General features: G+C 71.2%; 15 protein-coding genes. 13 read left to right on the top strand and 2 right to left on the bottom strand.

The window, feature by feature from the left end:
- Window positions 1-244: 244 nt before the first annotated feature.
- From ACIBK4_RS23625 to ACIBK4_RS23595, 7 genes are all read left to right on the top strand, one after another.
- Window positions 245-1954: a DUF4192 family protein gene (locus ACIBK4_RS23625; protein WP_398997175.1), complete on the top strand. Its 1710-nt coding sequence runs from the start codon at window positions 245-247 to the stop codon at window positions 1952-1954.
- 884 nt (window positions 1955-2838) lie between these two features.
- Window positions 2839-4749 carry a glycogen debranching N-terminal domain-containing protein gene (locus ACIBK4_RS23620; RefSeq protein WP_398997173.1) on the top strand — a complete coding sequence of 637 codons (1911 nt, stop codon included), beginning with the start codon at window positions 2839-2841 and terminating at the stop codon, window positions 4747-4749.
- 130 nt (window positions 4750-4879) lie between these two features.
- Window positions 4880-5638 (top strand): NUDIX domain-containing protein, encoded by a 759-nt coding sequence (locus ACIBK4_RS23615; protein ID WP_033283995.1) that lies wholly within the window; start codon window positions 4880-4882, stop codon window positions 5636-5638.
- Between the two features lie 91 nt (window positions 5639-5729).
- Window positions 5730-7838 (top strand): ATP-binding cassette domain-containing protein, encoded by a 2109-nt coding sequence (locus tag ACIBK4_RS23610; protein ID WP_398997171.1) that lies wholly within the window; start codon window positions 5730-5732, stop codon window positions 7836-7838.
- A 162-nt stretch (window positions 7839-8000) separates the two neighbouring features.
- On the top strand, window positions 8001-8888 hold the full coding sequence (locus ACIBK4_RS23605) for a FadR/GntR family transcriptional regulator (protein WP_199811058.1): 888 nt from the start codon (window positions 8001-8003) through the stop codon (window positions 8886-8888).
- Between the two features lie 435 nt (window positions 8889-9323).
- The gene (locus ACIBK4_RS23600) at window positions 9324-10862 is read left to right on the top strand and encodes an RNA polymerase sigma factor (RefSeq protein ID WP_398997168.1); all 1539 of its coding nucleotides are present in this window, start codon (window positions 9324-9326) and stop codon (window positions 10860-10862) included.
- 132 nt (window positions 10863-10994) lie between these two features.
- Window positions 10995-11852: a S1 family peptidase gene (locus tag ACIBK4_RS23595; protein WP_398997165.1), complete on the top strand. Its 858-nt coding sequence runs from the start codon at window positions 10995-10997 to the stop codon at window positions 11850-11852.
- 143 nt (window positions 11853-11995) lie between these two features.
- On the opposite strand, the gene ACIBK4_RS23590 is transcribed toward ACIBK4_RS23595, so the two are convergent.
- Entirely contained in the window at window positions 11996-12229 is a 234-nt protein-coding gene (locus ACIBK4_RS23590; protein ID WP_019061015.1) for a hypothetical protein, read from the bottom strand.
- A gap of 443 nt (window positions 12230-12672) precedes the next feature.
- Between ACIBK4_RS23590 and ACIBK4_RS23585 the strand changes: the two genes are divergently transcribed.
- The 6 genes from ACIBK4_RS23585 to ACIBK4_RS23560 all read left to right on the top strand — a co-directional run bounded on the left by ACIBK4_RS23585 (window position 12673) and on the right by ACIBK4_RS23560 (window position 19925).
- Window positions 12673-14793 (top strand): type IIA DNA topoisomerase subunit B, encoded by a 2121-nt coding sequence (locus ACIBK4_RS23585; RefSeq protein ID WP_398997163.1) that lies wholly within the window; start codon window positions 12673-12675, stop codon window positions 14791-14793.
- Between the two features lie 557 nt (window positions 14794-15350).
- Window positions 15351-15875 (top strand): DUF1453 domain-containing protein, encoded by a 525-nt coding sequence (locus ACIBK4_RS23580; RefSeq protein ID WP_398997161.1) that lies wholly within the window; start codon window positions 15351-15353, stop codon window positions 15873-15875.
- Window positions 15872-17023, top strand: a complete 1152-nt coding sequence (locus ACIBK4_RS23575) for a sensor histidine kinase (protein WP_398997159.1) — start codon at window positions 15872-15874, stop codon at window positions 17021-17023. The genes ACIBK4_RS23580 and ACIBK4_RS23575 overlap by 4 nt, the downstream gene beginning before the upstream one ends.
- A complete protein-coding gene (locus ACIBK4_RS23570; RefSeq protein ID WP_398997157.1) occupies window positions 17020-17706 on the top strand; it encodes a response regulator in 687 nt (228 codons plus the stop codon). Before ACIBK4_RS23575 ends, ACIBK4_RS23570 begins: the two co-directional genes overlap by 4 nt.
- 69 nt (window positions 17707-17775) lie before the next feature.
- On the top strand, window positions 17776-18336 hold the full coding sequence (locus ACIBK4_RS23565) for a DUF485 domain-containing protein (RefSeq protein WP_398997155.1): 561 nt from the start codon (window positions 17776-17778) through the stop codon (window positions 18334-18336).
- The gene (locus tag ACIBK4_RS23560) at window positions 18333-19925 is read left to right on the top strand and encodes a cation acetate symporter (protein WP_398997153.1); all 1593 of its coding nucleotides are present in this window, start codon (window positions 18333-18335) and stop codon (window positions 19923-19925) included. The genes ACIBK4_RS23565 and ACIBK4_RS23560 overlap by 4 nt, the downstream gene beginning before the upstream one ends.
- 49 nt (window positions 19926-19974) lie before the next feature.
- On the opposite strand, the gene ACIBK4_RS23555 is transcribed toward ACIBK4_RS23560, so the two are convergent.
- Complete coding sequence (locus ACIBK4_RS23555) at window positions 19975-20667, bottom strand: response regulator (RefSeq protein ID WP_398997150.1); 693 nt, start codon at window positions 20665-20667, stop codon at window positions 19975-19977.
- Window positions 20668-20806: the final 139 nt, after the last annotated feature.

Here is a 20806-nt window from a genome sequence, read left to right as displayed (position 1 = left end):
GGTCGGGGTGATGTCGGCCTGCGGGCGCGGTGATTGAGGCTGCGCCGGGTCGATCCTCGGTGGCGACCGGGACTGCATCGCCCCGGTCGCCTCCTCGAAGCGCGGTCGGGCGATCCGTCGTTGCGGCCCGGATCTCCCGGTCGCACAGCCCGACTTGGCCGTACCGAGCCCCATGTGGCGTGTCCCTGACCGGACTTATCCACAGGCTCAAGCGGAATCTTGCGATCCGCGAGATCGTCGACGCATGACGAACCACAGCGAAACGACCGGATCCGCCGAAAACGGCGACATCGACCCCACCGCGTACGACCGACACGGCACCGAGCACCAGGTCACCCTGCGCAGCCCCGCCGAACTCGCCGACGCCCTGCCCTATCTGCTCGGGTACCGCCCCGAGGACAGCATCGTCCTCGTCGCCCTGCACGATCGGGGCGGCCGGGGCCGGTTCGGCGGCAGGGCCCGGCTCGGGATTCCCGCCGGCGCGGACGACTGGGCCTCCGTGGCACGGCAGTTGGCCCACGGCCTGGTGACGGGCAGCGAGCGCAGGGGGACCCGGCCCGAGCAGATGATCGCCTACGTCTGTCAGGAACCGGCGCCGGGAGAGTCGGGGCGTCAGGTCATGGAACGCCTGCGCCCGCTCGTGCAGAAGCTGCGCACCGAGTGCGGCCGACTCGACGTGACCGTGATCGAGGCGATCTGCATCTCGGACGGCCGCTTCTGGTCGTACTGCTGCCCGATCGAGGGATGTTGTCCGGTCGACGGATCCCCGATGGGCCTGCCGGGCACCTCCGTACTGGCCGCGGCGGCGACCTACGCGGGCCTCCAAGTGCGCGGCACACTGCGCGAGTTGCGGACGAGGCTGCTGCCTTGGGAGACGGCGTCCGCGCTGGAGCAGGAAGTCGCCCTGGACGCCGCGGGTTTGACCCTGGTGCCGAGGATCCTCGACGACACGAGCCGCGCGGATGTGGCGCAGGAGACCCTGGATCTGGCCCAGCGGATCCTGAGGCGGTTCGCGGCGGCACCACACGTGTCCGGTGCGCTCCACGCGGACTTCCGTGACGACGCCCTGCTCGCCCACGACGAAGCCGCCACGCTGATCCTCGGCCTCCAGGACCGCACGACCCGCGATCGCGCCGCCGAATGGATGGAGGGCGACGACGCGCTACCTGCCCTGCGGCTCTGGCGTGCGCTGGCCCGCCGCTGCGTCGGACCGTACGGCGAACATGCCGCGGCTCCTCTCACCCTCGCCGGCTGGGTCGCCTGGTCGACCGGCGACGACCTGGAAGCCAGGGAGGCCCTCGCCATGGCCCTGGGCGCGGACCCCGACTACCTCTTCGCCCGCCTCCTGCACCAGGCCTGCAACGAGGGCCTGGACCCGGAGTCGATCCGACGCTGTCTGCGTGCGGAACGGGTGGGGCGTGCAGGCGTGGTGGAAGCCGGTGAAGTGACGGGAGTTGGCGCGAGGACAGGGGTTGGAGAGGCGACGGAAGCCGGAGATACGAGGGGGATCGGAGGGACGTCAGGCGCCGGGGAGGCAAAGGGACCAGGAGCAGCGACGGGTGTCGGAGGGACGGTAAAAGCCGAAGAGGCGACGGGAGTTGGAGGGATGAAGCGACCCGGAGGTGTGGTCGTCGGCGCGGACGCCGCCGACGGTTCCGTACGGCAGGGTACGAGCGGCCCCGGCGACGCCCTCGCACCGGCCGTCTCGCCCACGGCCTCCCGCCGTCGGCACCGCGCACGTACTGCCGACGGAGGCGAGCGCCGTCCCCGTCCCTCGGGCACGGACAGCCGCCGATCCGGCGCAGACGGATCCCGTCCGCGCACACCGGCGCAGGGCACCGAACGCCCCGGCAGCACACGTTCGCGCACCCCGGGGAAGGGTGAGTCGCGGCGATACGGCGCTTGCCCGGAGGGGCTGCAGTCGGGGTCCAACGGTATTGAGGGGGACGGGTGATCAAGGGCTGGGGGAGTGGAAGGCGGCCCCGCCGGTCCGGTCGTCGGCCTCGTGGGTTCGGAGCTTGGTTCCACCGAGTCGTGAGGCTCCGGAAGGCGGCGCCACAAGCGGTCAGTGCCCTCAGCGCGCGGGCCGACGCCGGGCTCACTGAGGAGCACCCGGCGCGAGAAACGGGCGCGTGTAGACGAGAGGGCGTGCGCCGGGTCTGTGGCCACCGGGACCGGGTGACCGGCGCCGGCTGTCCGTCGACTCCGCCGCGCCGCCATTCGGTCGGCTTCCCGGGCCGCAGGCGTGACCAGGAGGAGCCCGGTCCCGTTCACCTGAGTGGCGGAACGCCTGAACGGGTCGTGTCGCCGGACAGCGCTTGTCCTCCCGGAACAGTCCAACCGGCGCCGCACACGTCTGGGGCGCACAGAGTGCAGAAGAAGCCGCCCATGCACCAGCCGACTCCGCCCTCCGCCGCCGACGACGACCGCCCCGACTCCGGCGACCCCGAACCGCGCCCGAGTAGGGCCACCAACTCATCGCCGCCGTACGGGAGTACCAGCCCGTCACAGCCGGGGAGTACCAGCTCGTCACAGCCGTACGGGAGCAGCGCGTCCCAGCCGTACCGAGGCACGAGCTCATCCCCGCTGCACCGCGGCACGAGTTCATCGCCGCCGTACACGGGCACCGCCGACCCCGAGCATCCGCCGCAACCGTCCCGTCGGCCGGCGGAAGGGTGGACGCCCGGCCAGATCCGCCGCCCACCCCCGCCCGCATCCCCACGCCAGTCCTCTCCCAACTCCCCGCGGCAGAGTCCTCTGCCACACCCGCCACCCCCATCCCGTCCGGCGCCCCGCCGTTCCCTCGAACTGCCGCCGACCCACACCACCCTGATCTGCGTGGCGCTCCCGGGCCTCGCCGTCTCCACCGAGCAAGGGCAGCTGAACGGGCGGGGGTTGGAGGGGTTCTACCGCGCGGGGCGGCGTGTGCTCTCCCGCTGTCAGGTGCGGGTGGCCGGACGGGAGCCACTGGCGGTGCAGGCCAGGATGACGGCGGCCGACCGCGCCCGGTTCGTGGGGACCGTGCGGGTGTCCCCGGACTGCGGCCCGGACCCGGACCTCGTCGTCGAGCGGACCCGGCACGCCGACGGCACCGAGCGCATCACGCTGCGCAGCGTTTCCTGGCGTCCGCTGCGCCTGCCGGTCGAGGTGGCGCTCGGCACCGACATGGCCGATCTGGGCGCGATCGCCGCGGGCGGCACAGGGCCCGAACTGCCCGCCAGCGTGCACGACTCGGGCTTGCGCTGGTCCGGCGCCACAGGGAACTCGGCGGTCACGGCCGATCCGCCTCCCACCGACGCGCTGGCCTCCGCAGGACTCCTGCGCTGGGAGTTCGAACTGCCACCGGGCGGCACGGTGAGCATGGAACTTCGGGTACGGCCGGACGGCGCGGGACCGGTTCGGGCCGTGGGCCACGGGGCGACCAGTCCCCTGGCGACCGCCCGGGCGTCCGGCGACGACCCTCGAGTCCACGGGCTCCTGCGGACCAGCATCGAGGATCTCCAGGCACTGCTGCTGCGCGACCCCGCGCACCCCTCCGACACCCATCTCGCGGCTGGGGCACCCTGGCGCTGCGGTCTGGCGCCTGCGGAGTCGCTCACGGCGGCGCGCATGGCACTGCCTCTCGGTACGCGGCTCGCCGCCGGCACACTGAGAATCCTCGCCCGTACCCAACTCCAGCGCGCCGGAGCGCAGTTGGGCATGATTCCCGGGCCGCGTCGGGATGCCGGCGCCCATCTGCCGCCGAGTTGTACGGGGACCGAGGCGACGCTGCTCTTCCCGGTGCTGCTCGCGGAGGCCCGCCGCTGGGGTCTCCCGGAGCAGGCGACGCGGGAGTTACTCCCGGCCGCCGAGCGCTGTCTGACCTGGCTGCGGACCACCGTGGGCGACGGCACGTATCTCCGCGACCCGCACCCGGGCGGACCCGTCCGCTGCGAGACACAGGCCCACGCCCATCGGGCGGCGCTGCTCGGGGCCGATCTGCTCGACGCGTACGGCAGACCCGGCGGTACGGAACTGCGGCAGTGGGCCCAGGAGTTGCGCACCGCCTTCCGCGCGGATTTTTGGATCGGGGACCTCGGCGGCGGCCGCCCGGCAGCGGCCCGGGCTCCGGACGGACGTCTCGTACCGCACCTCGGCGCGACCACGGCCCACCTCCTGGACACCGGCCTCTTGGGCGGCGGCGAGTACGCGCCCGGCCTGCTCGACAAGGTGCGGGCCGAACAACTCGCCCGGCTGCTCGGCGGCCCCACCATGGACTCGGGCTGGGGACTGCGTGGCCTGGGCGCGAAGGAACCGGGCTACAGCCCGTTCAGTCACCGGGGCGGAGCCGTGCGGGTGGCGGAGACGGCGATCGCCGTCGCGGGCCTGGCCGCCGCCGCGTACGAGAAGGAGGCGACCTCGCTGCTGCGGGGCGTCCTCGCCGCGGCCGAGGCGTTCGGGCACCGGCTCCCCGAGATGTACGCGGGGGAGCAGCGCAAGGACGGGAGCGCTCCCCTTCCGCATCCGGCGGCCTGCCGCCCGGCGGCCACGGCGGCGGCCGCCGGAGTGCTGCTGCTGACCACCCTCGCGGGCATCCGCCCCGACGCCCCCGCCCGCACGGTCACGCTCCGTCCCGTGCGCAGCGCGCCCCTGGGCGAGATCGGCCTGACCGGGCTGCGGATCGCGGGTGCCCCCTTCTCCGTACGGGTCGGCCGACTCGGTGTCGCCATGGTCGAAGAGGCGGCCGACGGCCTGCAATTGGGAGCGTGACCTCGGAGGAAGCCGTATCGGCAGACGGCCGCAGGCAAGGGGCGAGTCGCGCCTCGCACCGAAGTGGATCAGTCAGGGCGGTACCGGCGAAGGGAGTGTTTATCGTCAGGCAGACGACTATGATCGCCGCATGTCCTACGACCCGTCAGCGTATCCGCCCTTCGCCGTCACCGTGGACCTGGTCGTGCTGACCGTGCGCCGCCATGCTCTGTGCGGGCTGGCGGTACGCAGGGGCGAGCCGCCGTTCCAGGGACGCTGGGCGCTGCCCGGCGGCTTCGTGCGGGCCGACGAGGATCTGTCGCAGGCCGCGGCACGCGAACTGGCCGAGGAGACGGGACTGCGCGCCCACGACCCCGGCGCCCCCGCCCAGGACAACGGAGCACATCTGGAGCAGCTCGCGACCTACGGCGACCCCAAGCGCGACCCGCGGATGCGCGTCGTCAGCGTCGCCCATCTCGCGCTCGCCCCCGACCTGCCCGCACCCCGCGCCGGCGGCGACGCCAGCAACGCGCGCTGGGCACCCGTCGAAGAGCTGCTGCAGCAGGGCGGGTTCGGACGCGACGGCGATCCGGTGGCGCCGCTCGCCTTCGACCACACGCAGATCCTGTCCGACGGGGTGGAGCGCGCCCGTTCGAAGATCGAGTACTCGTCCCTGGCCACGGCGTTCTGCCCCACCGAGTTCACCGTCGGTGAGCTGCGCCGCGTCTACGAGGCGGTGTGGGGCGTGGCGCTCGACCCGCGCAACTTCCACCGCAAGGTGACCGGCACGCCCGGGTTCCTCGTCCCGACCGGCGGTACGACGACCCGTCAGGGCGGCCGCCCGGCGCAGTTGTTCCGGGCCGGCGGGGCCACGCTGCTCAACCCGCCGATGCTGCGCCCCGAGGTGTGACGCCGTAGCACCTGGAACGAGGCGATCAACCGTTGCGGAGCGGGCCGTTCGGTGGCCGGAAAAACGGACATAACGCGCTATCTTGCTGTGGGTGATCCAGGCCTTCGGACTGACCAGCAACGCCCGCAAGGAGCACCCGCCCGCCGTCGACGACGTTTCCTTCGAGGCACGTGCGGGCCGTGTCACCGCACTCCTCGGAGCACCGGGCGCGGGAAAGACGGCCGCGCTCAGACTCATGCTCGAACTCCAACAGGGGCGTGGAATCACCTACTTCAGGGGCCGCCCCCTGCACCGCATCGCCCACCCGTCGCGCGAGGTCGGCGTCCTCCTGGGCGATGTGCCGGGTCATCCTGCACGATCCATCCGCGGCCATCTCCGGATGCTGTGCGCGGCGGCGGGCGTTCCGGCCCGGCGCGCCGACGAAGTCCTCGAAGTGGTCGGCCTCGTCAGCCTGCGCGACGAACGCCTCGGCAGCCTCGCACGCGGCATGGACCGCCGCCTCGGCCTCGCCTGCGCCCTGCTGTCCGACCCGCACACGCTCGTGCTGGACGAACCCGCGGACGCCCTCTCCGCCCGCGAAAGCCGTTGGCTGTACGGCATGCTGCGCGCACACGCGGCCCAGGGCGGCACGGTCCTGTTCACCACCGCCGAACCCAAGGAGGCCGCCCGCTGCGCCGACCGGGTCGTCACCCTGGAGCAGGGCAGACTCGTCGCCGACCAGGAGGCCGGAGACTTCGCCCGCACCCGGCTCCGCCCCCGCGTCGCCGTCCGCAGCCCGCACGCCAACCGCCTCGCCGCCCTCCTCACCAAGGAGGCCCGCACCGCGCACCGCTCCGTCGAAGTCGTACGGGAGGACGGCAACCGCCTTTCCGTGTACGGCAGTACCTGCGCCGACGTCGGCGAGACAGCGTTCCGGCACGACATCCTCGTACACCAACTCGCTGATGAGATCGGGGACATGGGACCGGGCGCCGGAACGACCGTCCGAGACGATCCCGAATCCGTCGAAGCGCCGCGAGCGTCTGCCCCCTCACCGACAGCCGAGATGCCAACGCCCCGCACCGACGCGCCCCTTGCCGAGCCGCCCACGCGCCTCGCCGATGCGCTGCCCGACGGGACGCCGACACCATGCGCCGGCACGCTGCCTGCCCAGACCGCACAACCTCCCGCCGCCGCGCCGCTCGCCGGCACGCTGCCCGCCGCCGAGCCGCCCGTCGCCGGAGAACCGGAACCCGCCGCCGAACCCCACCCGCCCTACGAGGCCCGCACAGCCGCTGCGAGCCCCCGCACGGCCAACTCCCGCCTGGTTCCCCTCATCGACCCCGAGAAGCCGTCAGCCGCCCGCCCCAGCGCGCGTGCCCCGCGTCCCTCCCCAGCCCGCACCCTCGACACCCTGCCCCCGCTCCCGCCCCCCATCTCCGTCCGCTCCGCGCCCAGCCCACTGCGCCCGCTCCGCTACGAGCTGCGGCGTGCCACCGGTATCGGCACCGGGTTCCTGACCGGGGCCGCCGTACTCGTCGTATCCGCTCTCACCGCACTCCTGTTGGCGCGCATCGGGCACACCCCGCAGCCGCGTCTGCTGGCCGCGTGGCCGCGGGAGTTGCCCCTGCCGCCCGCGGCGCTCGGTGCGGGACTGTTGGGGGCGTTCGCCTTCGGTGACGAGTTCCGTCACCCTGCCCTGGCGGCGGACCGCGGCACCGTGCCCCGCCGGATGGGACTGCTCGTCGCGAAGCTCCTCGTCTCCGCGGCCACCGCGCTGCTGCTGGCCTTCCTCACGGTGGGCTGCGACGCCGAAGTGCTCTATCTCGTCTACGGACGGGAGCTCGCGCAAGTTCCCGCCGACTGGCTTTCGTCGGGCGCGAGTTGGATCGGCCTGGTCGTCGGCTGCGCCTGGGCCGGCGTGCTGGCCGCGGGCATCTTCCGGTCCACCACGGCCGGGCTCGCCGCGGTGGTCGCCGTACCGATTCTCGTCGTACCCCTCGTGCACAAGGCGTTGGAAGGACCCGCCGTGCGGACCGCGGCAGGTTTGCCGATGCGGATGCGACAGGTGTTTCTGCTGCAGTGGCCCTTCGGGGGAGAGCGTTACCTGTCGGCGGCCGCGCGCGTGATCGCCCAACCCGTGGGCGGGGCACTGACGTTGTCGCTGACCGCCCTGCTCTGCGCGTATCTGCTCACGACCCTGCGGAGCAGGGTCCGATGACGACCGACCGCACCCTTCGGATGCCGCTCTGCGCACAACTCCCCGCAGAAAGCCCATTTCTTTCCGATAAGGCGTCAATTGCGACGGGGTGAGCGATCACCCTTTCGTGTGCTTTTCACCAAAGACCTCAAGGGAGTTGGAGACAGCGCCGACAAAGGATCCGTGAGTACCCTTGCGCACACCATGATGACCGCCGCCCGCTCCGCAGACTCCGGTCTCGCCGGCCCGGGCGATCTCGACCGCTACCCCTACGCCGAGGCGCCCGTCACCGAGCGCCTCGGAGCCCCTTCCTGGGACGGTTCCGACCCCGAGCTCGGCCGCGTGGGCCGGCGTGCCGCGGGCAGCCGCGGACGCGGGCTGCACGGCCAACTCGTCCAGCAGCTGGGCCAGATGATCGTCTCCGGGGACCTGGGCGCCGACCGCCCGCTGGTGCCCGAGGAGATCGGCCAGCGTTTCGAGGTGTCCCGCACCGTCGTCCGCGAATCGCTCCGCGTCCTGGAGGCCAAGGGCCTGGTCAGCGCCCGCCCGAACGTCGGCACGCGCGTGCGTCCCGTCAGCGACTGGAACCTCCTCGACCCGGACATCATCGAATGGCGCGCCTTCGGCCCGCAGCGCGACAACCAGCGCCGTGAACTGAGCGAGCTGCGCTGGACGATCGAGCCGCTCGCCGCGCGCCTCGCCGCCGGGCACGGGCGCGAGGACGTCCAGCAGCGCCTCTCCGACATGGTCGAGATCATGAGCCACGCCATGGGGCAGGGCGACGCGCTGACCTTCTCCCGCGCGGACGCCGAGTTCCACTCGCTGCTCATCCAGGTCGCGGGCAACCGGATGCTGGAGCACCTTTCCGGGATCGTCTCCTCGGCCCTCCAGGTCTCCGGCGGCCCGGTCACGGGCTGTGACCGCCCGACCGAGGCGTCCCTGGGGCACCACGCCCGCATCGTCGACGCCCTCGCCGCCGGCGACGGAGCGGCGGCCGAGGCGGCCATGCGGCAGCTGCTCATCGTGCACCCCGAGGTGGAGCGCGTGGTGCCCGCCCCGCGCGAACACTGACGCGCGCGGGGTGGCCGGCGCGGCCGAGGTGTGCCGCGTTCTCGTGGCGGCGCCCGGCCGGGGCGCCCGTCTTCCGCCGGACCCCGCAGGATCCTCCAGGGAATCCGGCGGGGTCCGGCGGTGCGACGGGGTGTCGGATCTCTCTGGGGAACGCCTGTCACGGCCGCGGGTGACCTCATCTGCCCGTGTCTGACCGTTTTTGAACGCTTACGGGGTGTGACTCGGGCCACGCAGATTGGGCGTAACGCTCGCGGGCACTGCGCGATGACCTAAGAGGTGACAGCCGCGGAAGGGAATACGGACGCCGTTCAAGGCGCTGTGTTTCTTCCCGGCCTCAGCCCGCGCCGTCGGCCCATCCCCAAGTCGGCGGTCGTCGGCTCCTGTCCGTACCGGACGGGGCCGGAAGCCGTTTTCCATCGTTCCGAGAGGTTGTTCGTGTCGGCCAGCACATCCCGTACGCTCCCGCCGGAGATCGCCGAGTCCGTCTCTGTCATGGCGCTCATCGAGCGGGGAAAGGCTGAGGGGCAGATCGCCGGCGATGACGTGCGTCGGGCCTTCGAAGCTGACCAGATTCCGGCCACTCAGTGGAAGAACGTACTGCGCAGCCTCAACCAGATCCTCGAGGAAGAGGGTGTGACGCTGATGGTCAGTGCCGCGGAGCCCAAGCGCACCCGAAAGAGCGTCGCAGCGAAGAGTCCGGCCAAGCGCACCGCCACCAAGACGGTCGCCGCGAAGACGGTGACCGCCAAGAAGGCCACCGCCACCGCCACTCCGGCAGCCCCCGTCGCCGACGCCTCCGCCGAGGACGACGCCCAGAAGGTCGCCGCCAAGAAGACGGCGCCCGCCAAGAAGGCGGTCGCCAAGAAGGTCGCCGCCAAGAAGACGACGGCGGCGGCGAAGAAGACCAGCGCCAAGAAGGACGACGTCGAAGTAGTCGACGAAGAGGCGACCGAGGAGACCCCCGGCAAGACCGGGGACGAGCCCGAGGGCGCCGAGAGCGCCGGCTTCGTACTCTCCGACGAGGACGAGGACGACGCGCCCGCGCAGCAGGTCGCCGCCGCGGGTGCCACCGCCGACCCCGTCAAGGACTACCTCAAGCAGATCGGCAAGGTCCCCCTCCTCAACGCCGAGCAGGAGGTCGAGCTCGCCAAGCGCATCGAGGCCGGTCTGTTCGCCGAGGACAAGCTGGCCAACGCCGACAAGCTCGCCCCCAAGCTCAAGCGCGAGCTGGAGATCATCGCCGAGGACGGCCGCCGCGCCAAGAACCACCTCCTGGAGGCCAACCTCCGTCTGGTGGTCTCCCTGGCCAAGCGCTACACCGGCCGCGGCATGCTCTTCCTGGACCTCATCCAGGAGGGCAACCTCGGTCTGATCCGCGCGGTCGAGAAATTCGACTACACCAAGGGCTACAAGTTCTCCACGTACGCCACCTGGTGGATCCGTCAGGCGATCACCCGCGCTATGGCCGACCAGGCCCGCACCATCCGTATCCCGGTGCACATGGTCGAGGTCATCAACAAGCTCGCGCGCGTGCAGCGCCAGATGCTCCAGGACCTGGGCCGCGAGCCCACCCCGGAGGAGCTGGCCAAGGAACTCGACATGACCCCGGAGAAGGTCATCGAGGTCCAGAAGTACGGCCGCGAGCCCATCTCCCTGCACACGCCCCTGGGTGAGGACGGCGACAGCGAGTTCGGTGACCTCATCGAGGACTCCGAGGCCGTCGTCCCGGCCGACGCGGTCAGCTTCACCCTTCTCCAGGAGCAGCTGCACTCCGTCCTGGACACCCTGTCCGAGCGCGAGGCCGGCGTGGTCTCGATGCGCTTCGGTCTCACCGACGGTCAGCCGAAGACCCTCGACGAGATCGGCAAGGTGTACGGGGTCACCCGTGAGCGCATCCGCCAGATCGAGTCCAAGACCATGTCGAAGCTGCGCCACCCGTCGCGTTCGCAGGTGCTGCGCGACTACCTCGACTAGGTCGTAGTCGTACGACACGGAAGGCCCGGTTTCCCCTCAGGGAGCCGGGCCTTCGTGCTGGCCGCGGGTGCGGGGCGCGGCGTGCTGGATCACTGTGGGTCTCCCATGACCATCCCAGAGTGAGGAACGTGCATGCGTCGTCCCCTTGCCCGGGCGCTGACCCGGCCGCTGGTCCTGGCGGCTGCCGCGTCCGCCATACCGCTGGTCTCCGCGTCTGCCGTGGCCGCCGACACCATCGTCGTCGGCGGGTTCCCGGTCGATGTCTCCGTGAGCCCCTGGACGGTGGCGCTGTCCAGCCGTGACCGGTTCGGGGGTACCCGGGCGGGGCAGTTCTGCGGCGGTGTGGCCGTGGGCCGGACCACCGTGCTGACCGCGGCCCACTGCATGGGCGACGACGTCCTGGGGGCGCCGCCGCACCGAGCGGCCGACCTCAAGGCCATCGCGGACCGTACGGACCTGCTGTCGGGCCGGGGCCAGGAGATCGCCGTACGCGATGTGTGGGTCAATCCGGACTACGACCCCGTCAGCAACGCCGGCGACTTCGCCGTGCTCACCCTCGCCGATCCGCTGCCCCAGAGCTCGGTCATCAGGATGGCGGCCGCGGGCGACACGGCCTACCGGGCGGGCACGGCCGCCACGGTCTACGGCTGGGGCGATCTCACCGGCAGCGGCGACTACGCGGGCAGCCTGCACGCGGCGAACCTGCACGTGCTGTCCGACGCGCGCTGCGAGGAGGCCTATCCGGCCGGTACCGACGGCACGTACCTCCCCAAGTCCATGCTCTGCGCCGGAGAGGCCCAGGGAGGCCGTGACGCCTGTCAGGGGGACAGCGGGGGACCGCTGGTAGCCCAGGGGCGGCTGATCGGGCTCGTGTCCTGGGGCAGCGGGTGCGGGCGGGCCGGGAGCCCAGGCGTCTACACCAGGGTGTCGGACGCCCTGCGGACGCTGGGCCGCCACCGCGGCTCGCCAGGGCCGCACAAGGGCGCCTGACGGCGTCCGAGAGGCATCCGTGGGTCACCCACGGGTCTCCGGCTCCGCGGGTACGAAGACGGGCGGCCCCGCTCCTGTGGTTCAGGAGCGGGGCCGCCCGTCGCCGGCCTGGGCCGGTGCTGGCTCGTCGTGGACGCGATGTGTCAGCGGTCTTCTTCAGGAACGCTTGCTGCTGGAGCGGAGGTCAGCCGCTCCGACTCGTCCTGTATCTCAGCGGCGATCTTCTTGAGTTCCGGCTCGAACTTGCGGCCGTGGTGGGCGCAGAAGAGCAGTTCTCCGCCGCTCAGCAGGACGACGCGCAGGTATGCCTGGGCGCCGCAGCGGTCGCAGCGATCGGCGGCCGTCAGTGGGCTCGCGGGGGTCAGAACAGTAGTCACGTCGCCTCTTCTCTAGCTCGACGAGCTGTCGTACCAGGGTCAACATCCAACCAGCCCGAAAACGTTCCCGCTCGTGGCTTTTCCTCGAAAAATTCTTCCGGGGCGGCTGTCTGCTGCCGGTTGGCGGCGAATGTGCCGTATTGCGTGTCTATGTGTCTGTACGGGTTCGCGCTGTGGGATCAGGGTCGGGTCCACCCGGCTGGATTGCCGGTTGTTCATGAGGACGTGCCCGGAGCCTAAATGGTTCATGCCCCGAAGGGAACGTGATATGTACTTCACTCCATCGAGGGATCGAACAGGTATACGACCCTGGACTAGTGTGAGGAGGAGACGAGGGTGGCGTTACAACGGCTCTACCAGGCCTCGGTACCCTCTGAGCGGCAACCGAAGCCGGGCCCTTACCCAAAAGGGCCTCATCTGAAATTCAGCGAGGAGCGAACCGCGTGACCGCCGAAACGTCCGTGCCGTCGACAGCGCTGCTGGCAGGAGCAGACCGGGACGGTTCCAACTACACCGCGCGGCACCTGCTCGTCCTTGAGGGGCTAGAGGCCGTACGCAAGCGCCCGGGCATGTACATCGGGTCCACCGACAGCCGTGGCCTGATGCACTGTCTGTGGGAGATCATCGACAACTCCGTGGACGAGGCCCTCGGGGGCTACTGCGACCACATCGAGGTGATCCTGCACGACGACGCCTCGGTGGAGGTCCGGGACAACGGCCGGGGCATCCCGGTCGACGTCGAGCCCAAGACCGGCCTCTCCGGTGTCGAGGTCGTCATGACCAAGCTGCACGCCGGCGGCAAGTTCGGCGGCGGCTCGTACGCCGCCTCCGGCGGTCTGCACGGCGTGGGCGCCTCCGTGGTGAACGCCCTGTCCGCGCGACTCGACGTCGAGGTGGACCGCAGCGGCAGCGTCCACGCCATCAGTTTCCGGCGCGGTGTGCCCGGCTCCTTCGCCGCCGCCGGCCCCGACGCCGCGTTCGAGCCCGGTGGCATGCGCAAGACCAAGCGGATCCCCAAGACCCGTACCGGCACGCGCGTGCGCTACTGGGCCGACCGCCAGATCTTCCTCAAGGACGCCAAGCTCTCCCTGGAGGGCCTGCATCAGCGGGCCCGGCAGACCGCGTTCCTGGTGCCCGGGCTGACCATCGTCGTCCGCGACGAGTACGGTCTCGGCGAGGGCGGCAGCAAGGGGGAGGAGTCCTTCCGCTTCGACGGCGGCATCAGCGAGTTCTGCGAGTACCTGGCGAACGACAAGCCGGTCTGCGACGTGCTCCGTCTGTCGGGTCAGGGCACCTTCAAGGAGACCGTGCCCGTCCTGGACGACCACGGCCAGATGACGCCCACCGAGGTCACCCGCGAACTCGGCGTCGACATCGCGCTGCGCTGGGGGACCGGTTACGACACGACCCTCAAGTCGTTCGTGAACATCATCGCCACCCCCAAGGGCGGCACCCACGTCGCCGGCTTCGAGCAGGCCATCGTCAAGACGATGAACGAGGTGGCGCGCGCCAAGAAGCTGCTGCGCGTCGCCGAGGACGACGTCGTCAAGGACGACGCCCTGGAGGGCCTCACCGCGGTCGTCACCGTCCGGCTCGCCGAGCCTCAGTTCGAGGGTCAGACCAAGGAGGTGCTCGGTACGTCGGCGGCCCGCCGTATCGTCACCAACGTGGTCACCAAGGAGTTCAAGGACTTCCTGACCTCGACGAAGCGCGACGCGGCGGCCCAGGCCCGGGTGGTCATGGAGAAGGCCGTCGCCGCGGCCCGTACGCGGATCGCGGCCCGGCAGCACAAGGACGCGCAGCGCCGCAAGACGGCCCTGGAGTCCTCCTCGCTGCCCGCCAAGCTCGCCGACTGCCGCAGCGACGACGTCGAGCGCAGCGAGCTGTTCATCGTCGAGGGGGACTCCGCACTCGGTACGGCCAAGCTCGCCCGGAACTCCGAGTTCCAGGCGCTGCTGCCGATCCGCGGCAAGATCCTCAACGTCCAGAAGTCGTCCGTCACCGACATGCTGAAGAACGTCGAGTGCGGGGCGATCATCCAGGTCATAGGAGCGGGGTCGGGCCGTACGTTCGACATCGACGCGGCCCGCTACGGCAAGATCATCATGATGACCGACGCCGATGTGGACGGTTCCCACATCCGGTGTCTGCTCCTGACCCTGTTCCAGCGCTACATGCGGCCCATGGTCGAGGCCGGCCGGGTGTTCGCCGCGGTGCCGCCGCTGCACCGCATCGAGCTTGTCCAGCCCAAGAAGGGCCAGGACAAGTACGTCTACACGTACTCGGACCGTGAGCTGCGCGAGAAGATGCTGGAGTTCCAGAGCAAGGGCGTCCGGTTCAAGGACTCCATCCAGCGTTACAAGGGTCTCGGCGAGATGGACGCCGACCAGCTGGCCGAGACGACGATGGACCCCCGTCACCGCACCCTGCGCCGGATCAACCTCTCCGACCTGGACGCGGCCGAGCAGGTCTTCGATCTGCTCATGGGCAACGACGTGGCACCGCGCAAGGAGTTCATCTCCAGCTCGGCCGCGACGCTGGACCGGTCGCGCATCGACGCCTGACCGTCGGGCCGGGTGCCGGGTGCCGGGTGCCGGGTGCCGGGTGCCGGGTGCCGGGCGTGGGTCTGGGCTCGGGTTCAGGTCCCACCTGGGCCCGGGTTCGGGTCCGCCGGCTTGGGCTCGGGCCGGGCTCGGAGGCCTGGACCCGGCTCGGCGGGATCGCTCCGTTCCCGGCACTGACCTGATGCGATTGCTCGGCTTCCGGCACCGGCCCGGCGCGGTGGTTCCGTTGATGAGACGGGTCCGGTGCCATCGGCTCGTTTCTGACACCGCCCCGGCGCGGGCGCTCCGTCGCCGAGACGGGCCCGCGCTGTCGTGCCGTCCCCGAAATGGACCCGGCGCGGTGACTTCGTCGCTGAATCGGACCCTGCGCCGTCATACCGCCCCTGAAACGGACCCCGCGCCGCCGCCCGGCTCCACCCGTGGGTGGAGGTCGGGGCGGTCCGGGAATCCACCCACGATCCACCCTGGCGCCGATCTGCCGACCTGCCGATTTCCGTAGCGTCGAAGGCGTCGGCAGCGCTCGCCGCCGGCATCCTCTTCCGCTCACGGAGGCTCTGATGTCCGGGCTGGTCAACGCGTTGGTGATCGTGGCCGTCGTCGCAGTGGTGATCGTGCGGCAGTTCCGCGCCCGTCGGATCGACACCGACCGGCGCTGGTGGCTCCTCCCTGTGATCCTCGCCGTCGTCGCGCTGCGCGAGCCCGGCATACTCGACGCCCACCACCACACCGAGTCGGCCGTCCTGCTCGCCGTCGAGCTGGTCATCGGGCTGGCCACCGGAGCCGGCTGGGCCTGGACCACGCGTCTGTGGGTCGAGACGGACGGTTCCGTGTGGAGCAAGAGCACCAAGGCGAGCGGGGGCGTCTGGATCGTCGGCATAGCCCTGCGCGTCGGCCTCGTCGCCCTTGGCGCGGTCGTCGGCGTGCACCAGGACAGCTCGGCCCTGATGCTCGGCCTCGCGGCCACGCTGCTGGTCCGCTCCGGGGTTCTGGCCTGGCGGGCCCAGTCCGTCACCGGGTCGGACGGGTCGGCTCCGGCGTACGGTTTCGGCATGGCGCCGCCCGCCCGGAAGGAGCGCGTGTGACGGAGAACGCCTGGACGCGCTGGCCCTCGCGGGAGGCGCTGGGCCGCGAGGGGGTCTCAGGGCCCCGGCGGGTGCTCGCCTGGGCCGTCCGGCTGCTGGTGATCGGCGTGCTCCTGGGGGGCGCGCTCACCGGCAGCCACGTCCACGGCTGGGCCCTGGCCGGAGGCGCGGCCGGGATCCTGGTGTCCGCGGTCCTCGGCTGGGCCTTCTGGCGCACCACCCTCGCCCACAGGCTCTGGCCGTCGGTCGGACTCATCGCCGTACTCCTCGGGATCGCGATCGCGGGACAGGCCGTGGGGTTCACGGTCCCGGCCCTCGTCATCTGGTGCGGTTGCGCCGTGAGTTCGCTGGAGCGGCTGCCCATCGCGGTCGCCGTGCCTGTGACCTCTGTGTCCCTCGCGATCTTCGCCGCGGTCAACAACGACGTGTGGCTGACCACCGCGGTCACCACGGCCGGGCTGGCCCTCGCCGGATACACGCTCCGCCTCGACGCCGAGGCGCGGGGCAGCGCCCAGCGGCTGCTCACCCAGGAACGCATGGCACGGACCGCCGAGGCGGAGTCGGCCGCGCTGGCGGAGCGGGCCCGTATCGCCCGGGAGATCCACGACGTGCTGGCCCACAGCCTCTCCGCCCAGCTCGTGCACCTGGAGGCGGCCAGGCTGCTGATCGAGCGGGGCGCCGACCGGGAGACCATCCTGGAGCGGGTCGTGGCAGCCCGGGGGATGGCCCGCGACGGTCTGGTCGAGACCCGGCAGGCCCTGTCCGCGCTGCGGGGCGAGATGAGCCCGCTGGAGGACTTCCTGACCGAGATCGTCGGTACGACCGGCCGTGCCGAGGTCACCGTTACGGGTGACCGGAGACAGCTGCCCGCCGAGGCCTCGCAGGCCGTGCGCCGGGTCGCCCAGGAGGCCCTGACGAACGTCCGCAAGCACGCCCCGGGCGCCAAGGTGCTGCTCACGCTGGACTACGGCGAGCACGAAGTGACCCTGGACGTACGGGACTCGGGCGGCTCGCCCGGCGAACTCACCGGGGCGGGAGGTGGATACGGTCTGCTGGGCATGCGGGAACGCGCCGAGCTGCTGGGCGGTTCGCTGCTGGCCGGGCCGGACGAGGAGGGATTCGTGGTGACGCTGAAGGTGCCCGCATGACGGAGGAGGCCGTGAGGAGACCCGCGCGGGTCGTGGTCGCGGACGACCAGACCGTCGTACGGGAAGGCATCGTGATGCTGCTGGGGCTGCTGTCCGGGATCGAGGTCGTCGGCGCCGCCGCCGACGGGGACGAGGCGGTGCGGCTGGTGGCCGAACTCGCCCCGGACGTCGTCCTGATGGACCTGCGCATGCCGCGCTGCGACGGTGTCGAGGCGACCCGGCGCATCCGTGCGGAGTACCCCGGGACGCAGGTCGTGGTGCTCACGACGTTCGCGGACGACGCGTCGCTGTTCCCGGCGCTGCGTGCGGGGGCGCGCGGCTACCTCACCAAGGACGCGGGCGGCGACGAGATCGTACGGGCCGTGGAGAGCGTGCTGTCGGGGGACGCGGGGCTGTCGCCGAGCATCCAACGGCGGTTGCTGGAGCGCCTGTCGGAGCCCGAGCCGCTGCCGTCGTCCGAGCCCGCCCAGCCGCCGGACGGGCTCACCACGCGGGAGACCGAGGTGCTGGTGCTGATCGCCGACGGTCTGTCCAATCAGGAGATCGCCCGCGAGCTGCATGTCTCCACGGCGACCGTGAAGACCCACATCAACAACCTGTTCGCCAAGACGGGGCTCAAGGACCGTGCGCAGGCGGTGCGTTACGCCTACGGCAAGGGACTGGTGCGGCCACCAGCGGGTTGAGTCACCTGATGGGGTGAAGACACCGGAGAAGAAGAGTCGGGGATCTTCCCGTTCTGTCCATCCTTGGGCATGCAGTCAAGCAACGGTCGTCCCCGCGGTGGCGGGAGCGGTCACGAGAGTCCGGCCGAGAACCACGAAGGTCATGACCCGACCCCCGCCGAGGCAACCGGAAAGGTCAGGTACCACGACCCGTGGTACGACGCACTGGCGTCCGGCTGGGGCGAGTTGGACGGCGCGGGGGTGCCCGCCCCCGAGGTGCCGTCCGCCCGCCGGGAGGACGACGGACGGGCGCTGCGCGCCGCGGACGTGTACCTGGAGGTGCAGCGCAGCGCGGCCTTCCAGGAGGTGCGCGGCCGGTATCTGCGGTTCGTGGTGCCGGCCACCGTGGTCTTCTTCGCCTGGTACGTGGCCTATGTGGTGACGGCGACGACGGCACCCGGATTCATGGCCCGACCGGTGGCCGGAGCGGTGAACGTGGGGATGGTAGCGGGACTGGGACAGTTCCTCACCACCTTCCTGCTCACCTGGGCCTACGCCCGGCACGCGAGGCTGCGCCGGGACCGGGCCGCGCTCGAACTGCGCTGGGACACACAGGAACTGACACGAGGCATTCGAGGCGGTACGTCGTGACCGGGAACCATCAGACGCTGGCGCTGCTGCTGTTCAGCGTGTTCATCGCGGTCACCCTCGGGATCACCACCTGGGTGAGCCGCAACCGGCATGGCTCGGAGGAGGAGTTCTACGCGGGCGGGCGCCTCTTCTCCCCTATGGAGAATGGTTTTGCCATCTCGGGTGATTATCTGTCCGCGGCCTCGTTCCTCGGGGTCACCGGGCTCATCGCGCTGTTCGGCTACGACGGCCTGCTGTACGTGGTGGGCTTCTTCGTCGCCTGGCTCATGGTGCTGTTCCTCGTCGCCGAACTGGTGCGCAACTGCGGGCGGTTCACGCTCGCCGACGTGGTCGCCGCCCGGATGAGCGAGCGGCCGGTGCGGATCGCGGCGGGAACTTCCTCGGTCACCGTGTCCGTTCTCTATCTGGTGGCGCAGATGGTGGGCGCGGGCAGCCTGGTCTCGCTGCTGCTGGGCGGGACGAGCCCGGCCGCGCGGGCCTGGACCGTCATCGGCGTCGGCGCGCTCATGGTGATCTATGTATCGATGGGAGGGATGCGGGCCACCACCTGGATCCAGATCGTCAAGGCGGTCCTGATGATGAGCGGCACCATCGCGCTGACGGTGCTGACCCTGGTGCGCTTCCACGGGAACCTGAACCACCTGCTGCTCACGGCCGCCGCGCGCAGCGGTCACGGCGCCGCCTTCCTGGCGCCGGGGCTCAGGTACGGCGGGGACTGGACCGCGCGGTTCGACTTCATCAGCCTGGGTCTCGCGCTGGTGCTGGGCACGGCCGGGCTGCCGCACATCCTGTCCCGCTTCTACACCGTGCCGACCGCACGGGCCGCGCGCCGTTCGGTGGTGTGGTCGATCGGGCTCATCGGCGCGTTCTACCTGATGACGATCATCCTCGGCTTCGCCGCCGCCGCGGTCGTGGGACCGGACACGATCCGCAAGTCGAACGAGGCCGGGAACACGGCGGTCCCGCTGCTCGCCCTCGACCTCGGCGGAGGAGCCGATTCCACCGGCGGTACCGTCCTGTTCGCGATCGTCGCGGCCGTGGCCTTCGCCACGATCCTCGCGGTGGTCGCCGGGATCACCCTGGCCTCCTCGGCCTCCGTGGCGCACGACCTGTACGCGTCGCTGCGTCGCCCGAACGCCAAGCCGCGCAGCGAGGTGGCCGTGGCGCGGGTCGCCGCGGTCGGCATCGGTGTCGTGGCGATCGGGCTCGGTCTCGTCGCCAGGGACCTCAACGTCGCCTTCCTGGTGGGCCTCGCCTTCGCCGTCGCCGCCTCCGCGAACCTCCCGGTGCTGCTCTACTCGCTGTTCTGGCGCGGCTTCACGACCCGCGGCGCCGTTTGGGCCGTATACGGCGGACTGATCCCCGCGCTCGTGCTCGTGCTGCTGTCGCCGGTCGTGTCGGGCAGCCCCGGATCGCTGTTCCCTGGCGTCGACTTCCAGTTCTTCCCGCTGCAGAACCCCGGCCTCGTCTCGATCCCGCTCGGCTTCCTGGCCGGCTGGCTCGGCACGGTCACCTCGCCGGAGGTCCCGGACGAGGCCAAGCACGCGGAGACCGAGGTACGGGCGCTGACGGGGGCGGGGGCCGTGTAGCGGTCCTTGTGTGCCGTAGCCACGCGCGAGTTGTGCGGCTGTCGCGGGGCTACGGCGCCACCCAGGCGTACCGGTGTTCCGGGCGGCCCGTGTCGCCGTACTTGAGGGAGAGGCGGAGGCGGCCGGCCTGTTCCAGGTGGCGGAGGTAGCGCTGGGCCGTCGAGCGGCTCAGGCCGGTCTCGGCGGCGACCTCGTGGGCCGAGAGCGGGTGGCCGGCGCTGTGCAGGACGCCGCAGATCAGGTCGGTGGTCGGTTCCGAGTGACCGCTGGGCAGGCCGGGGGAGGCCGGCACGGTGGTCGTGCGCAGGGCGCCGAAGATGCGATCGACCTGCTCCTGGCCGGCGATGCCGCGGCCGCCGACGCGGTCGACGGTGCGGCGCAGGGCGGCGTACGAGTCGAGGCGGGTGCGCAGCGCGGCGAAGGTGAACGGCTTGACCAGGTAGTGCAGGGCGCCGAGGCGCATCGCCCGCTGCACGGTCGTCACATCGCTGGCCGCCGTGATCATGATGACGTCGGTCGTGTGGCCCTGTTCCCGCATGCGGTGGACGAGTTCGAGACCCGTCTGATCGGGCAGATAGTGGTCGAGCAGCACCAGGTCGATGGTCCCGCGTTCCACGGTGGCCAGCGCCTGGGCGGCGCTGTGCGCGCGGGCGGCGACCCGGAATCCGGGAACCTTCCCCACGTACTTGGCGTTGATCTCGGCGACGCGGAAGTCGTCGTCCACGACCATGACGTCAATCATTGGGCCTCTTTCCTCAAGGCCAGGCGAGCGTTAAGCCCGTGTTTCGGCTCCGCAGTTGTAGCGCGAGCAAAACGAGCACAACAGGCTCTTGCGAGCAAAAGAACGGCTTGCGCCCAGAAGACTGCTGTTGTGGTCCGCG

Source organism: Streptomyces sp. NPDC050528, assembly GCF_044457795.1.
Classification (GTDB): Bacteria; Actinomycetota; Actinomycetes; order Streptomycetales; family Streptomycetaceae; genus Streptomyces.
This window is presented reverse-complemented; position numbering and strand designations above follow the sequence as displayed.